The sequence below is a fragment of the Enterococcus sp. DIV1206 genome (assembly GCF_051712485.1).
GTDB lineage: Bacteria > Bacillota > Bacilli > Lactobacillales > Enterococcaceae > Enterococcus > Enterococcus faecalis.
Genome location: NZ_JBIOOZ010000001.1, coordinates 2,328,061 through 2,346,252 on the forward strand (window position 1 = coordinate 2,328,061; position 18,192 = coordinate 2,346,252).

At 37.4% G+C, this 18,192-nt stretch carries 14 protein-coding genes and 1 pseudogene; 5 read left to right on the top strand and 10 right to left on the bottom strand.

What is annotated here, in order from left to right; translation table 11 throughout:
• Positions 1 to 92: 92 nt before the first annotated feature.
• From elrB to IGK86_RS11585, 7 genes and pseudogenes are all read right to left on the bottom strand, one after another.
• Positions 93 to 482 carry an LPXTG anchor domain-containing protein ElrB gene (elrB, locus tag IGK86_RS11555; protein WP_202484679.1) on the bottom strand — a complete coding sequence of 130 codons (390 nt, stop codon included), beginning with the start codon at positions 480 to 482 and terminating at the stop codon, positions 93 to 95.
• 3 nt (positions 483 to 485) lie between these two features.
• A pseudogene (elrA, locus tag IGK86_RS11560) lies at positions 486 to 2,657 on the bottom strand (enterococcal leucine-rich protein ElrA).
• Positions 2,658 to 2,790: 133 nt separating this feature from the next.
• Positions 2,791 to 3,696 carry an Rgg family transcriptional regulator ElrR gene (gene elrR, locus IGK86_RS11565; RefSeq protein ID WP_438742623.1) on the bottom strand — a complete coding sequence of 302 codons (906 nt, stop codon included), beginning with the start codon at positions 3,694 to 3,696 and terminating at the stop codon, positions 2,791 to 2,793.
• Positions 3,697 to 3,763: 67 nt separating this feature from the next.
• The gene (locus IGK86_RS11570) at positions 3,764 to 6,961 is read right to left on the bottom strand and encodes a DEAD/DEAH box helicase (RefSeq protein WP_002356465.1); all 3,198 of its coding nucleotides are present in this window, start codon (positions 6,959 to 6,961) and stop codon (positions 3,764 to 3,766) included.
• 19 nt (positions 6,962 to 6,980) lie between these two features.
• Positions 6,981 to 10,118, bottom strand: coding sequence for an SbcC/MukB-like Walker B domain-containing protein (locus tag IGK86_RS11575; protein WP_016616633.1), 3,138 nt, complete (start codon positions 10,116 to 10,118; stop codon positions 6,981 to 6,983).
• Positions 10,119 to 10,122: 4 nt separating this feature from the next.
• On the bottom strand, positions 10,123 to 11,391 hold the full coding sequence (locus IGK86_RS11580) for an exonuclease SbcCD subunit D (protein WP_002397872.1): 1,269 nt from the start codon (positions 11,389 to 11,391) through the stop codon (positions 10,123 to 10,125).
• 51 nt (positions 11,392 to 11,442) lie between these two features.
• A complete protein-coding gene (locus tag IGK86_RS11585; RefSeq protein WP_002356461.1) occupies positions 11,443 to 12,069 on the bottom strand; it encodes a lysophospholipid acyltransferase family protein in 627 nt (208 codons plus the stop codon).
• 188 nt (positions 12,070 to 12,257) lie between these two features.
• On the opposite strand from IGK86_RS11585, the gene IGK86_RS11590 reads away from it, so the two are divergent.
• On the top strand, positions 12,258 to 12,992 hold the full coding sequence (locus tag IGK86_RS11590) for a tRNA1(Val) (adenine(37)-N6)-methyltransferase (protein ID WP_002356457.1): 735 nt from the start codon (positions 12,258 to 12,260) through the stop codon (positions 12,990 to 12,992).
• Positions 12,982 to 13,248, top strand: coding sequence for a GIY-YIG nuclease family protein (locus tag IGK86_RS11595; protein ID WP_002356455.1), 267 nt, complete (start codon positions 12,982 to 12,984; stop codon positions 13,246 to 13,248). The genes IGK86_RS11590 and IGK86_RS11595 overlap by 11 nt, the downstream gene beginning before the upstream one ends.
• Positions 13,249 to 13,315: 67 nt before the next feature.
• Here IGK86_RS11595 and IGK86_RS11600 read toward each other — a convergent pair whose 3' ends face one another.
• Genes IGK86_RS11600 through IGK86_RS11610 form a run of 3 tightly spaced genes read right to left on the bottom strand, consistent with a single transcriptional unit; the run spans position 13,316 to position 14,904 of the window.
• On the bottom strand, positions 13,316 to 14,011 hold the full coding sequence (locus tag IGK86_RS11600; RefSeq protein ID WP_002356454.1) for a 5'-methylthioadenosine/adenosylhomocysteine nucleosidase: 696 nt from the start codon (positions 14,009 to 14,011) through the stop codon (positions 13,316 to 13,318).
• A gap of 15 nt (positions 14,012 to 14,026) precedes the next feature.
• Positions 14,027 to 14,323 (bottom strand): cell wall synthase accessory phosphoprotein MacP, encoded by a 297-nt coding sequence (gene macP / locus IGK86_RS11605; protein WP_002356451.1) that lies wholly within the window; start codon positions 14,321 to 14,323, stop codon positions 14,027 to 14,029.
• Entirely contained in the window at positions 14,320 to 14,904 is a 585-nt protein-coding gene (locus IGK86_RS11610; RefSeq protein ID WP_002367189.1) for an NUDIX domain-containing protein, read from the bottom strand. The genes macP and IGK86_RS11610 overlap by 4 nt, the downstream gene beginning before the upstream one ends.
• A gap of 401 nt (positions 14,905 to 15,305) precedes the next feature.
• Here IGK86_RS11610 and IGK86_RS11615 point away from each other — a divergent pair, with 401 nt between their 5' ends.
• The 3 genes from IGK86_RS11615 (at position 15,306) to IGK86_RS11625 (ending at position 18,177) form a co-directional block, all read left to right on the top strand.
• Positions 15,306 to 15,986, top strand: a complete 681-nt coding sequence (locus tag IGK86_RS11615; protein WP_002356448.1) for a 5-bromo-4-chloroindolyl phosphate hydrolysis family protein — start codon at positions 15,306 to 15,308, stop codon at positions 15,984 to 15,986.
• A gap of 19 nt (positions 15,987 to 16,005) precedes the next feature.
• On the top strand, positions 16,006 to 17,193 hold the full coding sequence (locus IGK86_RS11620; RefSeq protein ID WP_002356447.1) for a toxic anion resistance protein: 1,188 nt from the start codon (positions 16,006 to 16,008) through the stop codon (positions 17,191 to 17,193).
• Between the two features lie 162 nt (positions 17,194 to 17,355).
• A complete protein-coding gene (locus IGK86_RS11625) occupies positions 17,356 to 18,177 on the top strand; it encodes an NUDIX domain-containing protein (RefSeq protein WP_002372290.1) in 822 nt (273 codons plus the stop codon).
• The last annotated feature ends 15 nt before the right edge of the window (positions 18,178 to 18,192 follow it).

The following is an 18,192-nucleotide window of genomic DNA, read 5'->3' on the forward strand; positions in this document are numbered from 1 at the left end:
TTGCGAAAATCTTCGTGATTACCCCGAAAAAAATTTGATTTTAGTCGGGTCTAGTTCAGTGCGGTCTAATTTTTCAAAATCTAACTCATATTTTAAAATTTATATCTTGACTTATTACCATTAGGCTTTCTTTTTTTTAAAATAAAACTAGCCATAAAGATGACTATTATTCCGAGATAATTAAACATTTGTTGCTGTTTAGTACCAGTTCGAGGTAAGAAGCCTGAGCCTTTTTGATCAACCGTTTTACTTGTTGAATGCTTCAATGATTCTCCACTCACTGCTGGTATTGCTTCCGACTGCTTGGGGAAACGCTGTGGTATCTTACCATCTGGTTTTTCTTTGTTGGCTGGTGGCTCATACTCGCCATAAAAAGAAACTTCTGCATTTGTCGGATAGGCATTTGTTTCAGCAAATACATCAACTGATGAAATCAATCCTAATAGCAATACACCGCTAACTATTTTTTTGATAAGACTCACCCCCTATTTTGCACTGCCATCAGGTACGTCCATCAAGTGCCAAGTTAGTTTTGCTTCGTATTCTTCTGCTTTGGCCGTCCCTCCAGGAACAGATAATAACAACTCTTGGTCATTTTCTTTCCATTAATCAGAAATATTTGTTTCTTGATGTCCATTGACTTGGTTGTGAACAAGAATCGATTGGCCTTCTGGAATGTCCTGTAAGCGATGGTTGGTTCTAAATTTTAAAATATTCGGCAACGTAGCACCTGATTCAGATTTGAAATCAGAAGTAACGGTTAGTGCAAGCGACCAATTATTCCCCGTTTGACGAGTATCCCGTATCACTAATGGTTGATCCATGGAAACAATTGGATATTGGGTCGTGCTACTAGCGATTTGCAGCTCATTCCCAAAGGAAATCGCTGTGGGTACCGTTTTGAACCTGACAGAGCCAACCACAGTGACTGTTAGCGCTAATTCATCAATCTTGTAGCCTTTATCATAGACTTCCACGACCAACTGCTGTTTTCCATAAGTTAGTTCTGGTAATAACAAGGCTTTTTCCTTAAATGTTTTAGAATTAGTGGTTGTTTCATCTGCTAATTTCTGGATTTCTTGGCCCTCTTTTTTGACAATAAATTGTAATCTATTCCCAGCATCGACATCTTGCCAATAAAAAGGCAGGGCTGTTTTTTGAAAGTCATCAATATCGATTGTTTTTTCCATCGACTTTTCTATACGCTCTTTTGACCAAGATAGTTTCGTTTCACTTAAGAAAACTTCTTTGACAGGTTGGACGACTGTTCCAGAAAAGTTCCCTAAGTATGCTTTATCTGTTGATTCCCAGATATAAGAAACGCCTTCATGAGCTTTGGGTAAATTCCATTCAAACAGTCCTTTTGTGGCATCGTAACTTCCATAAGGGCTAATCGTCAGCGGTGGAAATAGTTGACCATCACGAGATACCACCTTATTTTTTAATTGCAGTGGTTTCCCAGCAATATAATCGACAGAAGATAAGATAATCATTTGATTAGATACATCTAGCCCTGTAATGGCCGTTAAGCCTTTTAACGGACTGATATCTGAAATTTGATTTTCTCCCACATCTAAAACTGTTAGATTGAGTGTTTTCTCTAACGGTGCCAAGGAAGAAATTTGATTGTTTCTTGCATACAGTACACGCAGATTAGGAACAGTGCTTAAAGCTTCCAGACTAGCAATCGTTTGATTCATAATACTCAACTCTTCTAGACGTGGCTTATTCGCCAAGGGCACAATTGTTTTTAATTGATTATTTTCCACATAAAGACGGAGTAGGTTATTTGCTTCCGTAAGCCCATCTAAAGTAGCAATCTGATTATTGGCAGCCCAAATGGTTTCTAAATTACGAAGAGAACGAAGCGGGTCGAAGGAAGTCACTCGATTATTCGGCGTGATTTTTGACGGATGATCTGTCGTATTTTGGATACTTAAATTTTTTAAAGCAGCCATTCCTTCAAGTCCATTTAATGTCGTTAATTGATTGTTCTCAACATACAAGCCTTCTAAATTAATTAATCCTGCTTGACCTAACGGACTAAGATCAGCTATTTTATTGTTTCTCATATATAAAAAACGTAATAGCTTAAATTCACCTTTAGCAAAAGGACTCAAATCTGTTACATTGAGTGAATCTTGAAAAGATAATTCTTCTAAGTTTCTTAGGTATTGAACTCCTTCCACATTAGAAACAACGACATTTTCTAAAATAACTTTATTCAGTTTATCCAATTCTGCTTGGGTGACAGTATTAGAGGTCCGAGATTTGCTTAACTGTTTTCTGATATTTTCCGCAAAGGCTGGATCAGGAAATAGTGTACTGATAGGCGTCGCTTTATCTAAGACAGCACCTGCGTATAATTGGGGCATCATCAGTTGTGCTTCCGTTATCGCTAGTGCTTCATTTGGCGGCTCTTCACTTGTTTCAACAGTCGTTAACTCTTCTGATTGGGGAATCTCCGAACTACTGGTTGCTGAATTTTGCTCTTCTGCCGATGAAGTTTCTGGAATCTTTTCTTCTGAAACAGATGAAACATTTTCTTCACTGGAGGATGCGATTGTTTCGGTCGTTTCGGCGAAAGTTGTTACAGGAAGTAGCAAACTATTAGCCAAAAGTAAGGCACTAACTGCGAAGATGCACATTTTTTTCATAAACTTCACCTCCTGATATTTTCTTAATTATAGTGAATATCAACTGAAAATGGGTTCAATTACGACAAACTGTCCAAATTAATTTGTATAGACAAGACAACCAGAATGTATTATGACAAATTCTCAATTATGCCTAGTTTTCTTTTATTTCTTTTAAACTATCCTCTATTTTTTCCAATTGCCCAGCAAAAAATTCTTGTTTGGCTTTTGGTAAAAACAATGTGATAGATAAGAGGATTTGTTCTTTAAAGATTGACCAATCTGCGAATATTTCTTCATTGGTTAAAATCATTTCTATTTTTTCTGCTATTTTTTTCCAGAGGATCATTCGCCAGTTATTTTCACCCACTTCATATTCTTTAAACATGCTTAATACATGAAGAATATGGGGAACATTTTGGCTGACAATCGCCGCAAATAAAAAATCAATAATTACTTGCTCGATAATTTCTAGTGAGCGAATATCAATAATTTCCCGCTCATTGACAGATTGTAGTACACGAAAAAGTAACGAAGTTGGAAACGGCTGCAAGCCAACGTTTTTTTGTAATGCTAAAAATTTCAAATTAAAAATAGTATACACATCGGCATTAATTAATCGTTCCAGAATCTGATTTTCTAATGCAATAATTTCCTCTTTTGTCACAACCGTTTGAGGGTTAAAAAGATATTCCAACGCCAACATCGAATACATTACTTCTTGCTTTCCTAAAGCAAAAGACGATTTATCATAATACGCCCGATAATCTGCAACGATTCGACTACTTTCTTGAAAATTTTTACTAAAGATTGCTTGATTAAACTGCTCCTTAGCTAAAACTGTTTTGGACATTGGCGTTAATTTTTCTGTCATTTCCATCAGCGAAATAGACAAGATTTCGACAATAATGGCTAAATCCGAAATACGCAATTCACTATTTCCTTGGACAAAGCGTTGATAACTTCGACTAGAAACACCATTTTCATCAAAGACACGCAGAGGAATATTTTTTCCTTTACGAATCCGTTCAATTTCTTCACCTAGCGGCCGATATTCCATATATTCTTTTTGTTTCAAACGAATTACTCCATTTCTCTTTAAATAAGATAGCAACTAAGTTGAACGGCTATTCTCCAATGCTTAAAATTGTGCGAATATCTTCTTCCGTCATTTTCGCTAATTGCTCTTCATTTCCTTGAATCACTTTTTGGAACAGCTCGCGTTTTTCTTGCTGTAAGGAATTCATTTTTTCTTCAACCGTTCCTTCTGCAATCATCCGCCACACTTCAACAACCTTTTTTTGTCCCATGCGGTGTGCCCGACCAGCCGCTTGTTCTTCGACTGCGGGATTCCACCATAAATCGTATAAAATAACGGTATCTGCACCAGTTAAATTTAGTCCGGTTCCCCCTGCTTTCAATGAAATTAAGAAGACATCTTTTTCTCCTTCATTGAAGGCATTCGCCATCGTTAACCGATCTTGAGGCTTCGTACTTCCTCGTAAATAAAACGTCTCTAAGCCTAATTCATTCAATTCTTTTTCTAAGATAGAAAGCATGCTTGTGAACTGAGAAAATAATAGGACACGACGATTGTTTTCTTTGGCAGCCACTAAAAAGTCTTTGACTTGTTCCACTTTGCCAGAACCTCCCGTGTAATCCTCAATAAACAAACGCGGATCGCAACAGATTTGTCGTAAACGGGTCAAGCCTGCTAAAATACTCATGCGATTTTTCTTGAAGGTCGCCTGATCCATTTGACTGACATCTGCTTGCATTTGTTTTAGATAGGCCAAATAAACCGTTTTTTGTTCTTCTGTTAAGACACTGTACATATTATTTTCAATTTTTTCTGGTAAGTCTGCGAGCACCGTTTTCTTGTCTCGTCGTAAAATGAATGGTTGAATCATTTTGGCAATTTCTTCCGGCTTAATTTCTCGAAAGGCTTTTTTGCCTGGGAACAATCCCGGTAAGATCATTTGGAAAATTGACCACAATTCATCTAAATTATTTTCAATTGGTGTGCCACTTAATGCAAAACGTTGGGGTACTTTTAAACTTTTTAAGGCTTGCGCCGTTTTAGTCCCACTATTTTTAACCATTTGGGCCTCATCTAGAATCAAATAGCCGACACGCATTTCCTGATAAAGCTGAACATCTTGTCGCATACTTGCATAAGAAGTAATCAGAATATCTTCGGTGCTATTTTGTAAAAGCGCTGCTCGTTCTTGGCGGTTGCCAGAAACCACTTGAACATTTAAGGTTGGCGCAAAACGTTTGACTTCGGCTAACCAGTTATAGGTTAAACTTGCAGGAGCGACAATCAAAGCTGTCCCTTTCAAGCGCTCTTCTTCTTTTTCCGAAAGTAAATAGGTAATGGTTTGCAGTGTCTTCCCTAAACCCATTTCATCAGCTAAAATACCGCCAAATTGATAATGGCTAAGCATTTTCAGCCATTTATACCCTGTTTCTTGGTAATGGCGTAACGTTGCTTGTAAGGATTTGGGGACTTGCGCTTCAAAGTTTTCTGGATGCGTTAAATCCGTGACCATTTTTTTAAAGGAATCTGAAAAATGTGCTCGCTCATTGTCTTCTAATAAACTTTCGATCATGAGGCCTTGGTTTTTGGGCACATGAATGACATTGTCTTCTTGATGCATATTTTTTCGCAGCTTCGTTAAAATTGCACTTGTATGGAAAAATTCCTCTGAATCAAAAGCAAGAATTTCACCACTTTTTAACGTATAAAAAGCATCATTACGTAGCAGACTAGTCAATACTGCATCAATTTCGGTTTCATCAATGCCAGTGACATCAAACCGAATATCTAACCAAGAATCCCCTTCCGCAACTTCAATCGTTGGCTGATGATGCTGGGCATCTAAATACAATTCCCGTAATTTCCGTCCCATCCGAACTTCTCCTAATTGACGGAAAGCTGGAACTTCGGCTTTAAAGAAATAATACAAGGACTCTCCAGCAGGTAAGACCTTTTCAAAGCCTGTGGTTGTTTGCTGATAGGCAAACTGTTGAAATTGCTGCTTAATTGCTGTTTCTTTTGCTTTATCTCGAACAATTTCTTGATTAACTTCAGGTAATTGAGCATATTTCGGGTTTGTCGAGAAAATGACTTCTCCATAGTGATAATCAATCCGAGCGTTAATCCGACCTTTAATTTTCTTAAAAATAAAGACTGCTTTTAAAGGATGATGGACGACTAATTCTTCAACTGATTCTTCAACAGACACTCGACCAATTTTTTCCAATAATGGTAACACTTCACTAAATAAATCAGAAACTGTTTCTTTTTCATAAATAATTGACGGCTCTTCCAAGCGTTTCATTAATTGAAGTAACGTGGTGTAAATGGCTTCCTGCTCTTCTGTTAGTAAATAAACCGTTTGATCCGCAATCGCCCAGTGATAGTGGGCTAGAAACGTTGTAATAGGATTCTGAATAGTTAATTTGAAGCTTTGTTCCTCGGTTTTTTGCACTGTAAACGTAAGTGGCAAACTGGTTTCTTTGAACGTTAGATAGCGATACTTATGAGTTTGATTGGTCAATATAAACTGACCCGTTCGATTCATTTTTTCAACTAACGATTGACTGCGATCAATTGGTAATAATAGATAACGTTTGTCGATTTTCCCTTTAACTTGAATACCGTTTGCACCTAATAATTGGCTGGTATGATAAATTGCCGCAAGTTCTGTTAAAATTTCTTGAATCTCCATTGAAAAAGAATCATGTAGCAAAGTAAATTGGTGTTGTTTATTCACCATAAAAGTCATTTCTTTTTCATATGCTTGTAAAAAATCACCAATATTTTTCACAATATATGTTTTAGGTTTGGTCCCTTCCAAACCAATTTTTAAAGAAAGACCAATCGTTGATAATTCTGGATAGTAATTATTCGTTTCAATCACATCTAAATGAAATTCTAAACGTAAAGGCTGCAAGGGAACTTCGGCAGAAGCTTTGCTTAATTTGGCAAAGCCTTTGGTAAACATTTCAGCTGTTGATCGATTTGTTTTCTCAAAACTGACTGTTTGATTCGCTTGAATAATTCTTGACACGCCTCGTTGTTTCAGTGCCAGTTCAACTGCCACTGTATGCTTGCAATAGCCATGTTCCATCCAATATTGACATTCACAAACATCTTGTTCTTTGGCGGTACCATCCAATTCAACAAGATAAAGTTCTTCCCCTAAAACCTCAGACAACCAGATCCTTTTTTCTGGATTTTGAACGATAGATAAGACCCGGCCTTCTTGCATATATTCGCGCCCTTGTTCAACGATTCGCTCTGGAATACTCCATTTCATCGACTCACCTCCTCTTCTACTAAGCTAGCTGATAGTGAACGGTACTTTGACCATTCCCATTGCTTTTTATTTGTAATTGTTGTGGAATTCGTGCTTTTAATTCGCCAATATGACTAATAATCCCAATCATGCGGCCTTCATTTTCAATCGTTTCTAACGCCTCCATTGCCATTTCCAATGCTTCTTCATCTAAGGAACCAAAGCCTTCATCAATAAACAACGCATCAATTAAGACTCCGCCTGCTTGTTCTTGAATCACTTCTGCTAAAGAAAGTGCCAAAGCTAACGCTGCTATAAAACTTTCCCCGCCTGATAACGTGTGAGCGCTGCGCACCGTCCCTGAATTGTCATCATAAATATTGATTTCTAGCCCCGTTTGATTCCGATAACTACCTGCTTCGTGATTCAATTCAAATTGATAACGACTATTGGTCAGGCGGTCTAAACGCTGATTAGCGACTGTCAGCACTCTTTCTAAATACGTTTGTAACATATACCGTTCAAAACTAATTTTTTTAGGATTATTGCCATTCACCGTATCTGCCAATTGTTGTAGTGCAGCAACTTCCTCAAACTTGTCTTCAATTGTTGTTCTTTGCGCATTAATTTCTTGAACCAACTGTTGGTTGTTCAGCATTTTTTCATGCAGTTGATAGTATTTTTTTTCTTGTTCTTCAATTTGTTGTGTTATTTGTTCAATTTCTGTGGTGATTAAAGATAATTCTGGGAACGTATCACTAGATAATTTTTTTTCAATTTCAGCGAGTTGGATAGTCAGTTGGGTTTGCTCTTGTTCAAATAAAGCAATTTGTTCTTGCTGACTTTCTAGTGTCGGTACCTCTTTCAACCACTCCGTCAATTGGTCCTCTGTCACTCCTTGTTCCGTTAAAACTGCGTTTAACTGACTCTCAAGTTGTGCGACTGTTTGTTGAAGTGTTTGTTGTTCTTTCTCCAAATGCGTCAACGTACTTTCAAGGATCATTTCTTCTTTCTTCAAGGTTTCTCCTTGTGTCGTCACGTTTTCTTTTTGACGTTCAAATGCAGAGAGTTCTTCTTGAAGCAAAGCTTGTCGTTTAGTCATTTCTTCGTATGTGACGGTTGCATCCAATAATTGGCTAGCAATCATTTGCTGCTGGATAGTGATTCTTTCCAGACTTTGTTGCATTGTTTCTACTTGTTGTCGGAGCACTTCAAAGCGTTGGGAATTTTCAGCTACTTGTTCTTCTAGTTCCGCCAGACGGTCCTTTTCGACTGAAATTTCCGTTAGTTTTTGTGCTATTTGTTGTTTTTCTTTAGCTAATTGCGACTCAACTTCCGCAATTTCTGCAGGTGTTACTTGTGAAAAAGTTAGTCCTGTTAACGGCAACTGCAAGTCAGCAAACTGCGCTGCTAATTGTTCTTGTTCCTCAGTATACGCAGCTTCCTGTTCTTGTAATTGGCTTTCTTTCTGTTGCTTTTCCGCCCCTAATGCAGAGAGCGTTTCAGTAAATCGTTGAACCGTTTTTTCAACTTCCGTTAATTCCCGTTCCGCTTGATCAATCTCTTCTAAGGAAACTTCTTGATGAGTTTGTTGTTTTGGATGTTCTAAAGAGCCACAAACTGGGCAAGGTTCCCCCTCTTCAAGTAACAAGCTTAATCGTTGGATTTGTAAAGAGGCCCATTGACTTTTCTTTGTCTGCAACTTCGCTTCTTCGGCGCTTTTTTGTTGCTGTTCAACTGCAAACCGTTGTGTCAACTCGTGCAATTCCCCTTGGTTTTGACTAATTTTTTGCCAATCTTTTTGATTTTTTTGCCAACGTTCTACAAAATTTTGCCAATGATCTGCTACACTAGAACATTCAAAATTTGCTTTTTCAAGTGTTCCTTCTTGTTCAATAAATTGTTTGGCTGTCGCCACTTTATCCGCTAATGTTGTTTTTTCCTGTTGGCAAGATTCATACTCTTTTTGAATGGCTTGATAATTGGCTTGTTCTGCTATTTGTTGTTGGGCTAACTGTTCATATTCTTGGTATTGTGGTAATTGACGTTGAATCGTTTGAAGACGTTCTTGTTTTTCAGCAATCAATGGTTGTTGTTCTTCCAACTCACTCATGATTGCTTGCCAATCTGTCAATGCTTGTTGCGTTTCCATAAGAGCTTGTTGTTTGGACTTTGTTTCTTGCTCTTTTTGTTGTTTTTCGCTTCGTTTTTCAAAGACTTTTTCAGCTAAAGATTGCTGTTTTTGGCTCCATTTTAATTGCTGAATCTGTTCCTTTAGCCGCTCAATGACGGTTTCCTGTTCAGCTTGTTTTGCTTTCTTTTCCAGTAATTCTTCTTTTTGCTGTTGCAAGTTTTGCCGTTCTTCAATGGCATAACGAACTTGCTCTTTTGCTTGTTTGGCTTGTTTTAAGGTTGCAATTTGTTCTCTTTCAACTAATAGTTGTTGCTGAGCCTCTTGTTGTTGGCTTTCTAATAATTGAAGTTTTTCAAAAAGTGTCATTGTCGGTTCAGGTTCTTCTGACCAATGCAACTGTTCTGTTTTCAGTTCAATTTTTTGCTGGGTTTCTTGAATCTCTTGATTGGCAATTTTTAAGCGTTCTTTTAAATTTTCGCTGAACAACTGATACAATTCTGTTCCGAATAAATTACGCAAAACCTTTTCTTTTTCATCACTTTTAGCAATTAAAAAAGTCCGAAACTCTCCTTGTGGTAACAATACAATTTGAGCAAATTGATTGGCATTCAAATGCAATAATTCTTGAATGAGTTCGTCCACTTCGCGTCTTTTAGAATAGGCTCGTAGTTCTTTCCCTTGAGCATCTTTGACAATTAAAGAAATTTTGGCACTTTGTTTACGGACTCCTGTGCCACGTTTTTTAAAAAGTTCTTGTTCGGGAAGGCGGTTCAGTTCATAGAGATACTCGTTATGTTTAAAAAGCAAAGTAACTTCAGTGGCTTCTGAGGGGTCAGCAAATGTGGAACGCATTTCTTTGCCTAAACGTAATTTCCCAGAACTTTCACCAAACAAAGCATAGCTCATTCCATCAAAAATCGTTGTTTTCCCAGACCCTGTTTTTCCACTAATTAGAAAAAGTGAAGAATCTTCAAACTTCGTAAAATCAATGGTTTCATTAATATACGGTCCGAAGTTTTTCAATGTTAAAGATAATGGTTTCATCCTGTTACTTCCCTCTTTCTAATTGATTAAGTGTACTCAGTTCTTCTTGGACCCATTGTGCTTGTTGTTCTGTCAAGGCCTCTCCTGTCACATCGTTAAAAAAGTCATGCAGATGTTCTTCTGGTGAACGTTGTTCTATTTGTACCACTTTTTTCTGATTTCCGTTGCTTGTTTCTCGACCATTCAAACGTTCCAACCCAATAATTTTGGGGTAAATTTTTCGCAATTGATTCATCATGTTGGGAATGATCGCTCGGTCGGTTAATTGGACATGTAAATAATTTTCCCGATTCACTTCTTGATAAAAAGCGGGATCCGTTAACTGCTGAAACGAGCCCGTCAATTGTTGAATGTCTCGCAATGGTTTCAAAGTACGGAATTTAAAATGAACTTCAGCTTCTGTTTCAACAAGCCAAACACCCTTTTCTTGTGTCATTTCTGATAAAGAAAATTTTACAGGCGAGCCACTGTATCGAGCATTAGGTGCCTGCAACGCATTTTTTCCATGTAAGTGGCCCAACGCGACATAATCAAAAGGCTCTAACAAAGCCGTCGGTACAACATCCAAACCACCCACTGTTAATTTTGTTTCAGAATCAGTTTTTTCACTGCCAGCGACAAAAAAATGACTAACTAACACTTGTTTTTTGTTGGGGAGAAAAGATTCCTGCATTTTCGCGACAACTTTTTCCATCGCCGCCTGAATCGTTCGAATCGTTTCATCTTCAAAATATAAGCGAGCCGCAATCGGTTCAAAATAAGGCAACAAATAAAATTGGGTATTGTCGATTTCAATTGGTTGAAAGGCTTGTTCTAAACGCGTATTCAAATGAAATTGCGTTTGGTTAAACCAAGGGCCTCCTGTTTCTAAACGAGTGCTGCTATCATGGTTTCCCGAAATAGCTAACACGGGGAAATGCTCTTTGAGATTCATTTGAATCATCATTTCATTAAAAATCTCGACTGCTTCAACTGCTGGAACAGAGCGATCATACAAATCTCCAGCGATCACAACAGCATCCACTTGCTCTTCTTTCGCAATTGCTAAGATTTGTTTAAAGGCTTCCCTTTGTTCTGCCAACAAATCAAAACCATGTAATTTTTTGCCAATATGCCAATCTGCTGTATGTAAAAATTTCATTTTTTCACCGCCTAAAAAAGTCCTTCTTATTATTATAACAAATTTCTGGTATTTTTTAAGAAAATCGGACAGAAGAATTAGATTTTTAACAAACTTTTTTCTTAATGCAAGAAAAAAGACAGGGAGCATCATCTTTTGATGAGACTACCTGCCAGTAACATTCCTATTCTGTAGCGGTTTGTTTTATTCTTTTTCTGTTGATTCATATTTAAAAGTTGGATCAATTTCTTTATCTAACTGATCAAATGCTTCTTGCATCCGACGTTCCACTTCAGCTAAACCGTCTTTATCCATTTTTTTAATATCGCTAATATCGATTGGCTCCCCAAAACGAACCGTTACTTTTTTACGTTTAAACAACTCTTTTAAAGTTAACGGACCTTGATAAACAGATGGCACGATAGGTACTCGCCCCATTTTAGCAATCAAGGCTACCCCACCTTTTAATTCTGAGGAATGACGCGTGCCACTAGGGAACATAATCAAACTTAAATCAGAATTTTTTAAAATTTTGACAGGTGTTTTAATCGCGCTGGGACCGGGCTTCTCACGATCCACCGGAAACGCATTCGCATGTTTTAAAATGAAACGTAAAACAGGATTTTTAAACAACTCTTTTTTTGCCATAAAACTAAACTTCTTAGGACTGCCAGCAACAGCTAAATACAGCGGTTCCCACCATGTTCGATGCGGCGCAACTAAGACATAGTTTTGGTCTTTTGGTAATTTTTCTTTATTTTCATAATGTGCATTTCCATTAATCACAAATAAAATGACGCGAACCACGCCACGCATAAATGTAAAAAACATAATTTTCTTCCTTTCTTCTCTCCGCTTTCTAGTATGCCGAAAGCTCTACCTTTTGACAAGCTTTTTTTACGTCTATCAATCAGAGAAATAACATGTTCCTACTAATCTAGCGAACAGATTTTGTCATATGGGTTTAAAAGTAGTATAATACATGAACAATCAGATGAAAAGTTGGAGGTTCTTAATCTATGTTATTATCCGGCGAACGGATTGATCAATTATATGCGGATGATATTCAAATTATTCAAAGCAAAGAAGTCTTTTCTTTTTCCATTGATGCAGTCTTATTGGCTAATTTTCCGCAACTACCAAAAAAAGGCAAGATTGTCGATTTGTGTGCTGGCAATGGCGCGGTCGGCCTCTTCGTTAGTCGGAAAACAGCTGCAAAGATCGACCAAATCGAATTACAACCTCGTTTGGCAGATATGGGTCAACGAAGTATTCTATTAAATAAATTGGAAAAACAAGTAACGATGTATGAACGTGATTTAAAACAAGCGACAGAGGTCATCAAAAAAGATTCTGTCGATTTAGTACTATGTAACCCCCCATACTTTAAAGAACGACCAACTAGCCAAAAAAATCCAAACCCGCACTTAGCGATTGCCCGTCATGAAATTCACACGTCTCTTCAAGAAGTGGTCACTGTGTCGGCGGATTTATTAAAAACAAATGGTCGCCTCGCAATGGTTCATCGTCCTGATCGTTTCCTGGATATTTTACATGCCATGGAAAACGCCAATATTGCGCCGAAAAAAGCTCGGTTTGTTTATCCGAAGCCAGGCAAAGAAGCTAATGTTTTACTAATTGAAGGCATTAAACAAGGCAAAAAAGACGGTTTTCGTGTGTTACCACCTCTTTTTACATACAATGAAAAGAACGAATACGAAGCAGAAATGAAGGCTATGCTTTATGGAGAATAAGAAATCCCATTATTTTTATGTTTTACTTTGCCAAGATGGTTCCTTTTACGGTGGCTATACAACTGAGCCAGAACGTCGATTAACCGAACATAATAGCGGAACTGGTGCAAAATATACTCGATTAGCCAAACGACGGCCAGTCAAAATGATTCATACAGAGAAATTTGAAACACGTAGCGCGGCCACCAAAGCCGAAGCCGCCTTTAAAAAATTAACGCGCAAACAAAAAGAACAGTATTTAAAAACATTCCATTAAATGACAATAAAAGAGAAAGAAACAGCCATCATTTCATTGATGAAATGATGGCTGTTTCTTTCTCTTTTTAAACTAAGTTTTCGACAAAATGAATAACCATTTCGGCTGATTTTTTCCCAGCTTCATCGATGAATTCGTCAAAGCTTTGAGTTGCTTCGCCATCTGCTGTATCACTCATTGCCCGTACAACTAAGAATGGAATATTGAACTGTGAAGCGGCTTGGCCAATTGCTGCGCCTTCCATTTCACAAGCTAAGGCTTCAGGAAACTCTTTCTTAATTTTGGCGATTTTCTCAGCGCTATCCACAAAAGTATCTCCAGTAACAATCAATCCTTTACGAATAGCTAAACCAGTTTTTTCAGCAGCTTTCGCAATTTCCATCCGCAAGTATTCACTTGTTTCAAAATACAAAGGCACACCACCAGGCAATTGTCCATAGGCATAACCAAAACCAGTGACATCAACATCAAAGTAAGCTAATTTGTCTGCAATGACTAAATCGCCGACTTTTAGTCCTTCACCGATACCACCAGCAGAACCGGTATTAATCACCATATTTACGCCATATTGATGAATCAATAAAGTCGTGGTCACAGCTGAGGCCACCTTACCAATTCCTGAACGAACCACAATCACCTCATGTCTTCCTAACGAACCAGAAACAAATAAAGCGCCTGCTCGTTCCCATGACATCGTGTCTGTCAATTTTTCTTTTAGAATTTTGACCTCTTGATCCATTGCTCCAATAATTCCAATTTTCATAGTGATTCCTCTTTTCTATAAATTCAAAACGATATACGCCACAACGGCTAATAAAATCGCTACAATAATAATTGCCTTGTTTAACCAAGTACTCCGTTCTCGACGCTTTGAGTATTCTCCTACTCGTGACTTGTTGATTGGTTTTTGTTTTTTCTTTTCTTTACGATAAAACGTCGAAATTTCTTTTTCTTTTCGCTTATACGCTTTTTCCGCCAGCTTCTGCTCTTCCTGCTGACGACGTTCCGCTTCTTTTTCTTCTGCTTCTCTGCGTTTGCGAAGTTCTGTCCGAGTGACTAACGGACCTTTGCTCATTGCGTGTCCTCCTTAAACTGTCTTTGCAGTAAATACAATTCCCAGTATTGTATAGCAAAAAGTGTTTTGGCATCACAAATCGTGCCCTTTGCCACTTCTGCTTTGGCTTCAGCTATTGTTAGCTCGTAAAGTTCCAAGATTTCATCTTCATCTTGAGGACGCGGATTTTCGACTTTCTGCAAATCCGTTGCCAAATAGAGAGCCAATTTTTCATTAGCAAATCCTGGTGACAGATACATTGAATTTATGTAGGTGAGCTGACCTGCACGATACCCAGTTTCTTCTTCTAATTCCCGCATAGCCGTCATTTCCAATTGATTTTCTTCTCCAGGATCAATTTTTCCCGCCGGAATCTCTAAAATCACTTGTTCCAAGGGTTTTCTAAATTGTTTAACTAAGACGATTTTTCCTTCTGCGGTTAACGGAATCATAGCTACTGCGCCTGAATGGAAAACCAATTCGCGTTTAGCTGTGCCGCCTGTCGGTAAAGCCACGTCATCCAAAAAAACATCAATAATCTTTCCTTTAAAAATTTCTCGACGTTGAAGTGTTTTTTCTTCGAAGTCCTCATAATTTAACATATCTTTCACCAACCTTTCTTGTTTATCATACCCTAAAATGATAAAAATCGCACCCCTTCTTCTCTAGTTAAACCCTTTTCAAAGAAAAAAATTTATTGCTTTAGAAAAAAATTACATTTTCGAAAAAAAATAGACATAAAAAATTCACAACTTCCTTGTATTATTTAAGCATACCAACAAACAACCCTAACAAAACACTTTTTCATTTTTAACTCCTTTCCCGTCCTACCCCCAATTAGGACGGGTCTTTTTTTGCGTTTTATACTTTTTTCTTAGGATTTCACTAAATCATAAAATACATCTTCCGCTGTATGTCTTTTCTCTCACAGAGTATGCTAAAATAACTATTGTAACGAGAGCTGACTCTTTCGAGGATTAGATAGATAGGAGGAACTATATAAATGAACAAATTAAATACAAAATTACTGATTGGCTATATTCTTTTAGGAGCCTTAATCATTGCTGTCGCTAGAGAATATGGCTTCTTCGCTTTTGTGATTCTGGTAGGCTTTTTAGTATTCGTTCTCTATCGAAAAAAGAAAAATGCCGCCGACAAGAGCGATCAAATGCCTTACTTAACGAAAGATAAAGAAGCCCATTATCGTGAGTTGGGGTTATCTCCACAAGAAATTGATTTTTTCAGAAGTACAATGAGCACAGCCAAAAAACAAATCATACAATTACAAGAAAACATGAATCGTTCAACTAAATTACGGGCGATTGACTTACGTAATGATACAACGAAGGTTTCTAAAGCTCTGTTTAAAGAGTTAGTGAAAGAACCTAAAAAGTTACACTTAGCCAATCACTTTCTCTACACACATTTACCAAATATCGTTGACTTAACAAGTAAACATTTAGAAATCGAACAACATGAAGTAAAAAACAAACAAACGTATGAAAAATTAGAAGAAAGCGCACAAATCATTGACCAATTGTCAAAATTAGTTAAAAATGATTATGAGGAAATCGTTTCCGATGACTTAGACGATTTAGATGTCGAAATGTCGATCGCTAAAAGCAGCTTGTCGCAAAAAGCTGCAACTGAGGAATCACCTCAAGTAAACGAAGACCAGCAATAATCATTAGGGAGGAAAAAAAATGACTGAGCAACAACCCAAAGAAACAACATCTGTAACCAATACATTGGACGATTTATTAAGTAATCCATTTTCATCAATGGATGAACTAACACCAACGCAACAAAATGAACTATCTGAGTTAAAAGAACAGCAAGCAGCTCCTCGTTTAATTGATAAATTACCACAAGAACGTCAAGCCCAAGCAAAAGAGTTAGCTTCAAAAATTGACGTTCAAGATTCACAAGCAGTAATTACCTATGGTTCAAATGCCCAAATCAAACTTGGCGAATTTTCGCAAGCGATGTTAAACCACGTTCAAGCACAAGACATTGGTCCTGTTGGTGATTCACTGACCGATCTAATGTTTCGTTTAAATGAAGCCAATCCCAATGAATTACGTGCTGGCGAAGGCAACTTTATTCAAAAAATGTTAGGTAAAGTCAAACAATCCGTTTACGAAATTACCGCCAAATATCAAAAAATTGGTGCGCAAATTGACAAAATTGCTGTCAAATTAACCCATGAAAAAGATGGTCTTTTAAAAGATAATGCCATGTTAGATCAATTGTATCAAAAAAATAAAGATTATTTTGATGCCTTAAACATCTATATTGCCGCTGGGGAATTAAAAGCAGAAGAACTACGGACGCAAATTATCCCTGAAGCCATGAAAAAAGCGGAAGAATCTGGGGATCAAATGGATGTCCAAATTGTTAATGATTATAACCAATTCCTAGACCGTTTAGAAAAAAGAACCCATGATTTACGCTTGGCTCGTCAAATTACGATTCAACAAGCCCCACAAATTCGTTTAATCCAAAATACTAACCAAGCTTTGGCTGAGAAAATTCAATCATCGGTGAATACAGCGATTCCGTTATGGAAAAACCAAGTAGTCATCGCCTTGACCTTACTCCGTCAAAAAGATGCTGTGACTGCTCAACGTCAAGTCTCTGAAACCACCAATGACTTACTGAAGAAAAATTCAGAAATGCTAAAAATTTCTGCAATTGAAACAGCAAAAGAAAACGAACGTGGCCTAGTCGATATTGAAACATTACAAAAAACACAAAATGATTTAATTGAAACTATCCAAGAAACATTACGTATTCAACAAGAAGGAAAAGAAAAACGCCAAGCTGCCGAAATCGAACTTGGCCATATGGAAGAAGATTTGAAAAATAAATTATTAGAATTAACACAATAAACAACGTTTAGAACAAACTTCTTATAGTACAAGCCTGGGACAAAAATCCAAAGTGATTTTTGTCCCAGGCTTGCTTTTCTTTTTACGCTTGAATATTGTATTTCAGCCACTTAATGATACAATAAAAGAAAACCATGTTTCTTTTTGAAAGGAGGAGCAATTGTGCCACAATTTGCTTCTAAAGCCGAAGAAAAAAATTATTATGAACGCCAAGCTAGCTTAGAAGAGTTTTTAACTTGGTATCATCAACAAGAATTACCTGAATATGAAAAACCCTCTTTAACCGTTGATATGGTTCTTCTTTGTTACAACAAGGAAGCCGATCAATTGAAAGTCTTACTGATTCAACGTAAAGGTCACCCCTTTAGAAACTCATGGGCGCTTCCTGGCGGTTTTGTTAATCGTAACGAATCTACTGAAGATAGTGTTTTAAGAGAAACAAAAGAGGAAACTGGTGTGGTGATTTCTCAAGAAAATATTGAACAATTACACAGCTTTAGTCGCCCAGATCGTGATCCTCGTGGCTGGGTCGTGACAGTCAGCTATTTAGCTTTTATTGGTGAAGAACCTTTAATTGCTGGCGACGATGCCAAAGAAGTCCACTGGTTCAATCTTGAACGGCATGGTCAACATATCACGTTATCTCATGAAGATGTGGAAATTACTTTAGACTTGAAAACAGCGGCCTCTCTTGGTAAAGATACATTAGCCTTCGACCATAGTGAAATTATAATTAAGGCGTTTAATCGTGTTGTTGATAAAATGGAACATGAACCGCAAGTGCTTCAAGTCTTAGGAAAAGATTTCACCATTACGGAAGCCCGTAAAGTTTTTGCGAAGTTCCTCGGCGTTGATTATCGTAGCATTGACCATTCAAATTTTAAAAAAGCCATGACACAATATTTTGAAGAGTTAGGTGAACGTCCCGTTGGCATTGGCCGCCCTTCAAAAATTTACCAATTGAAAACAACAACAGGTTTCTAAGAGGAGGGAATATTT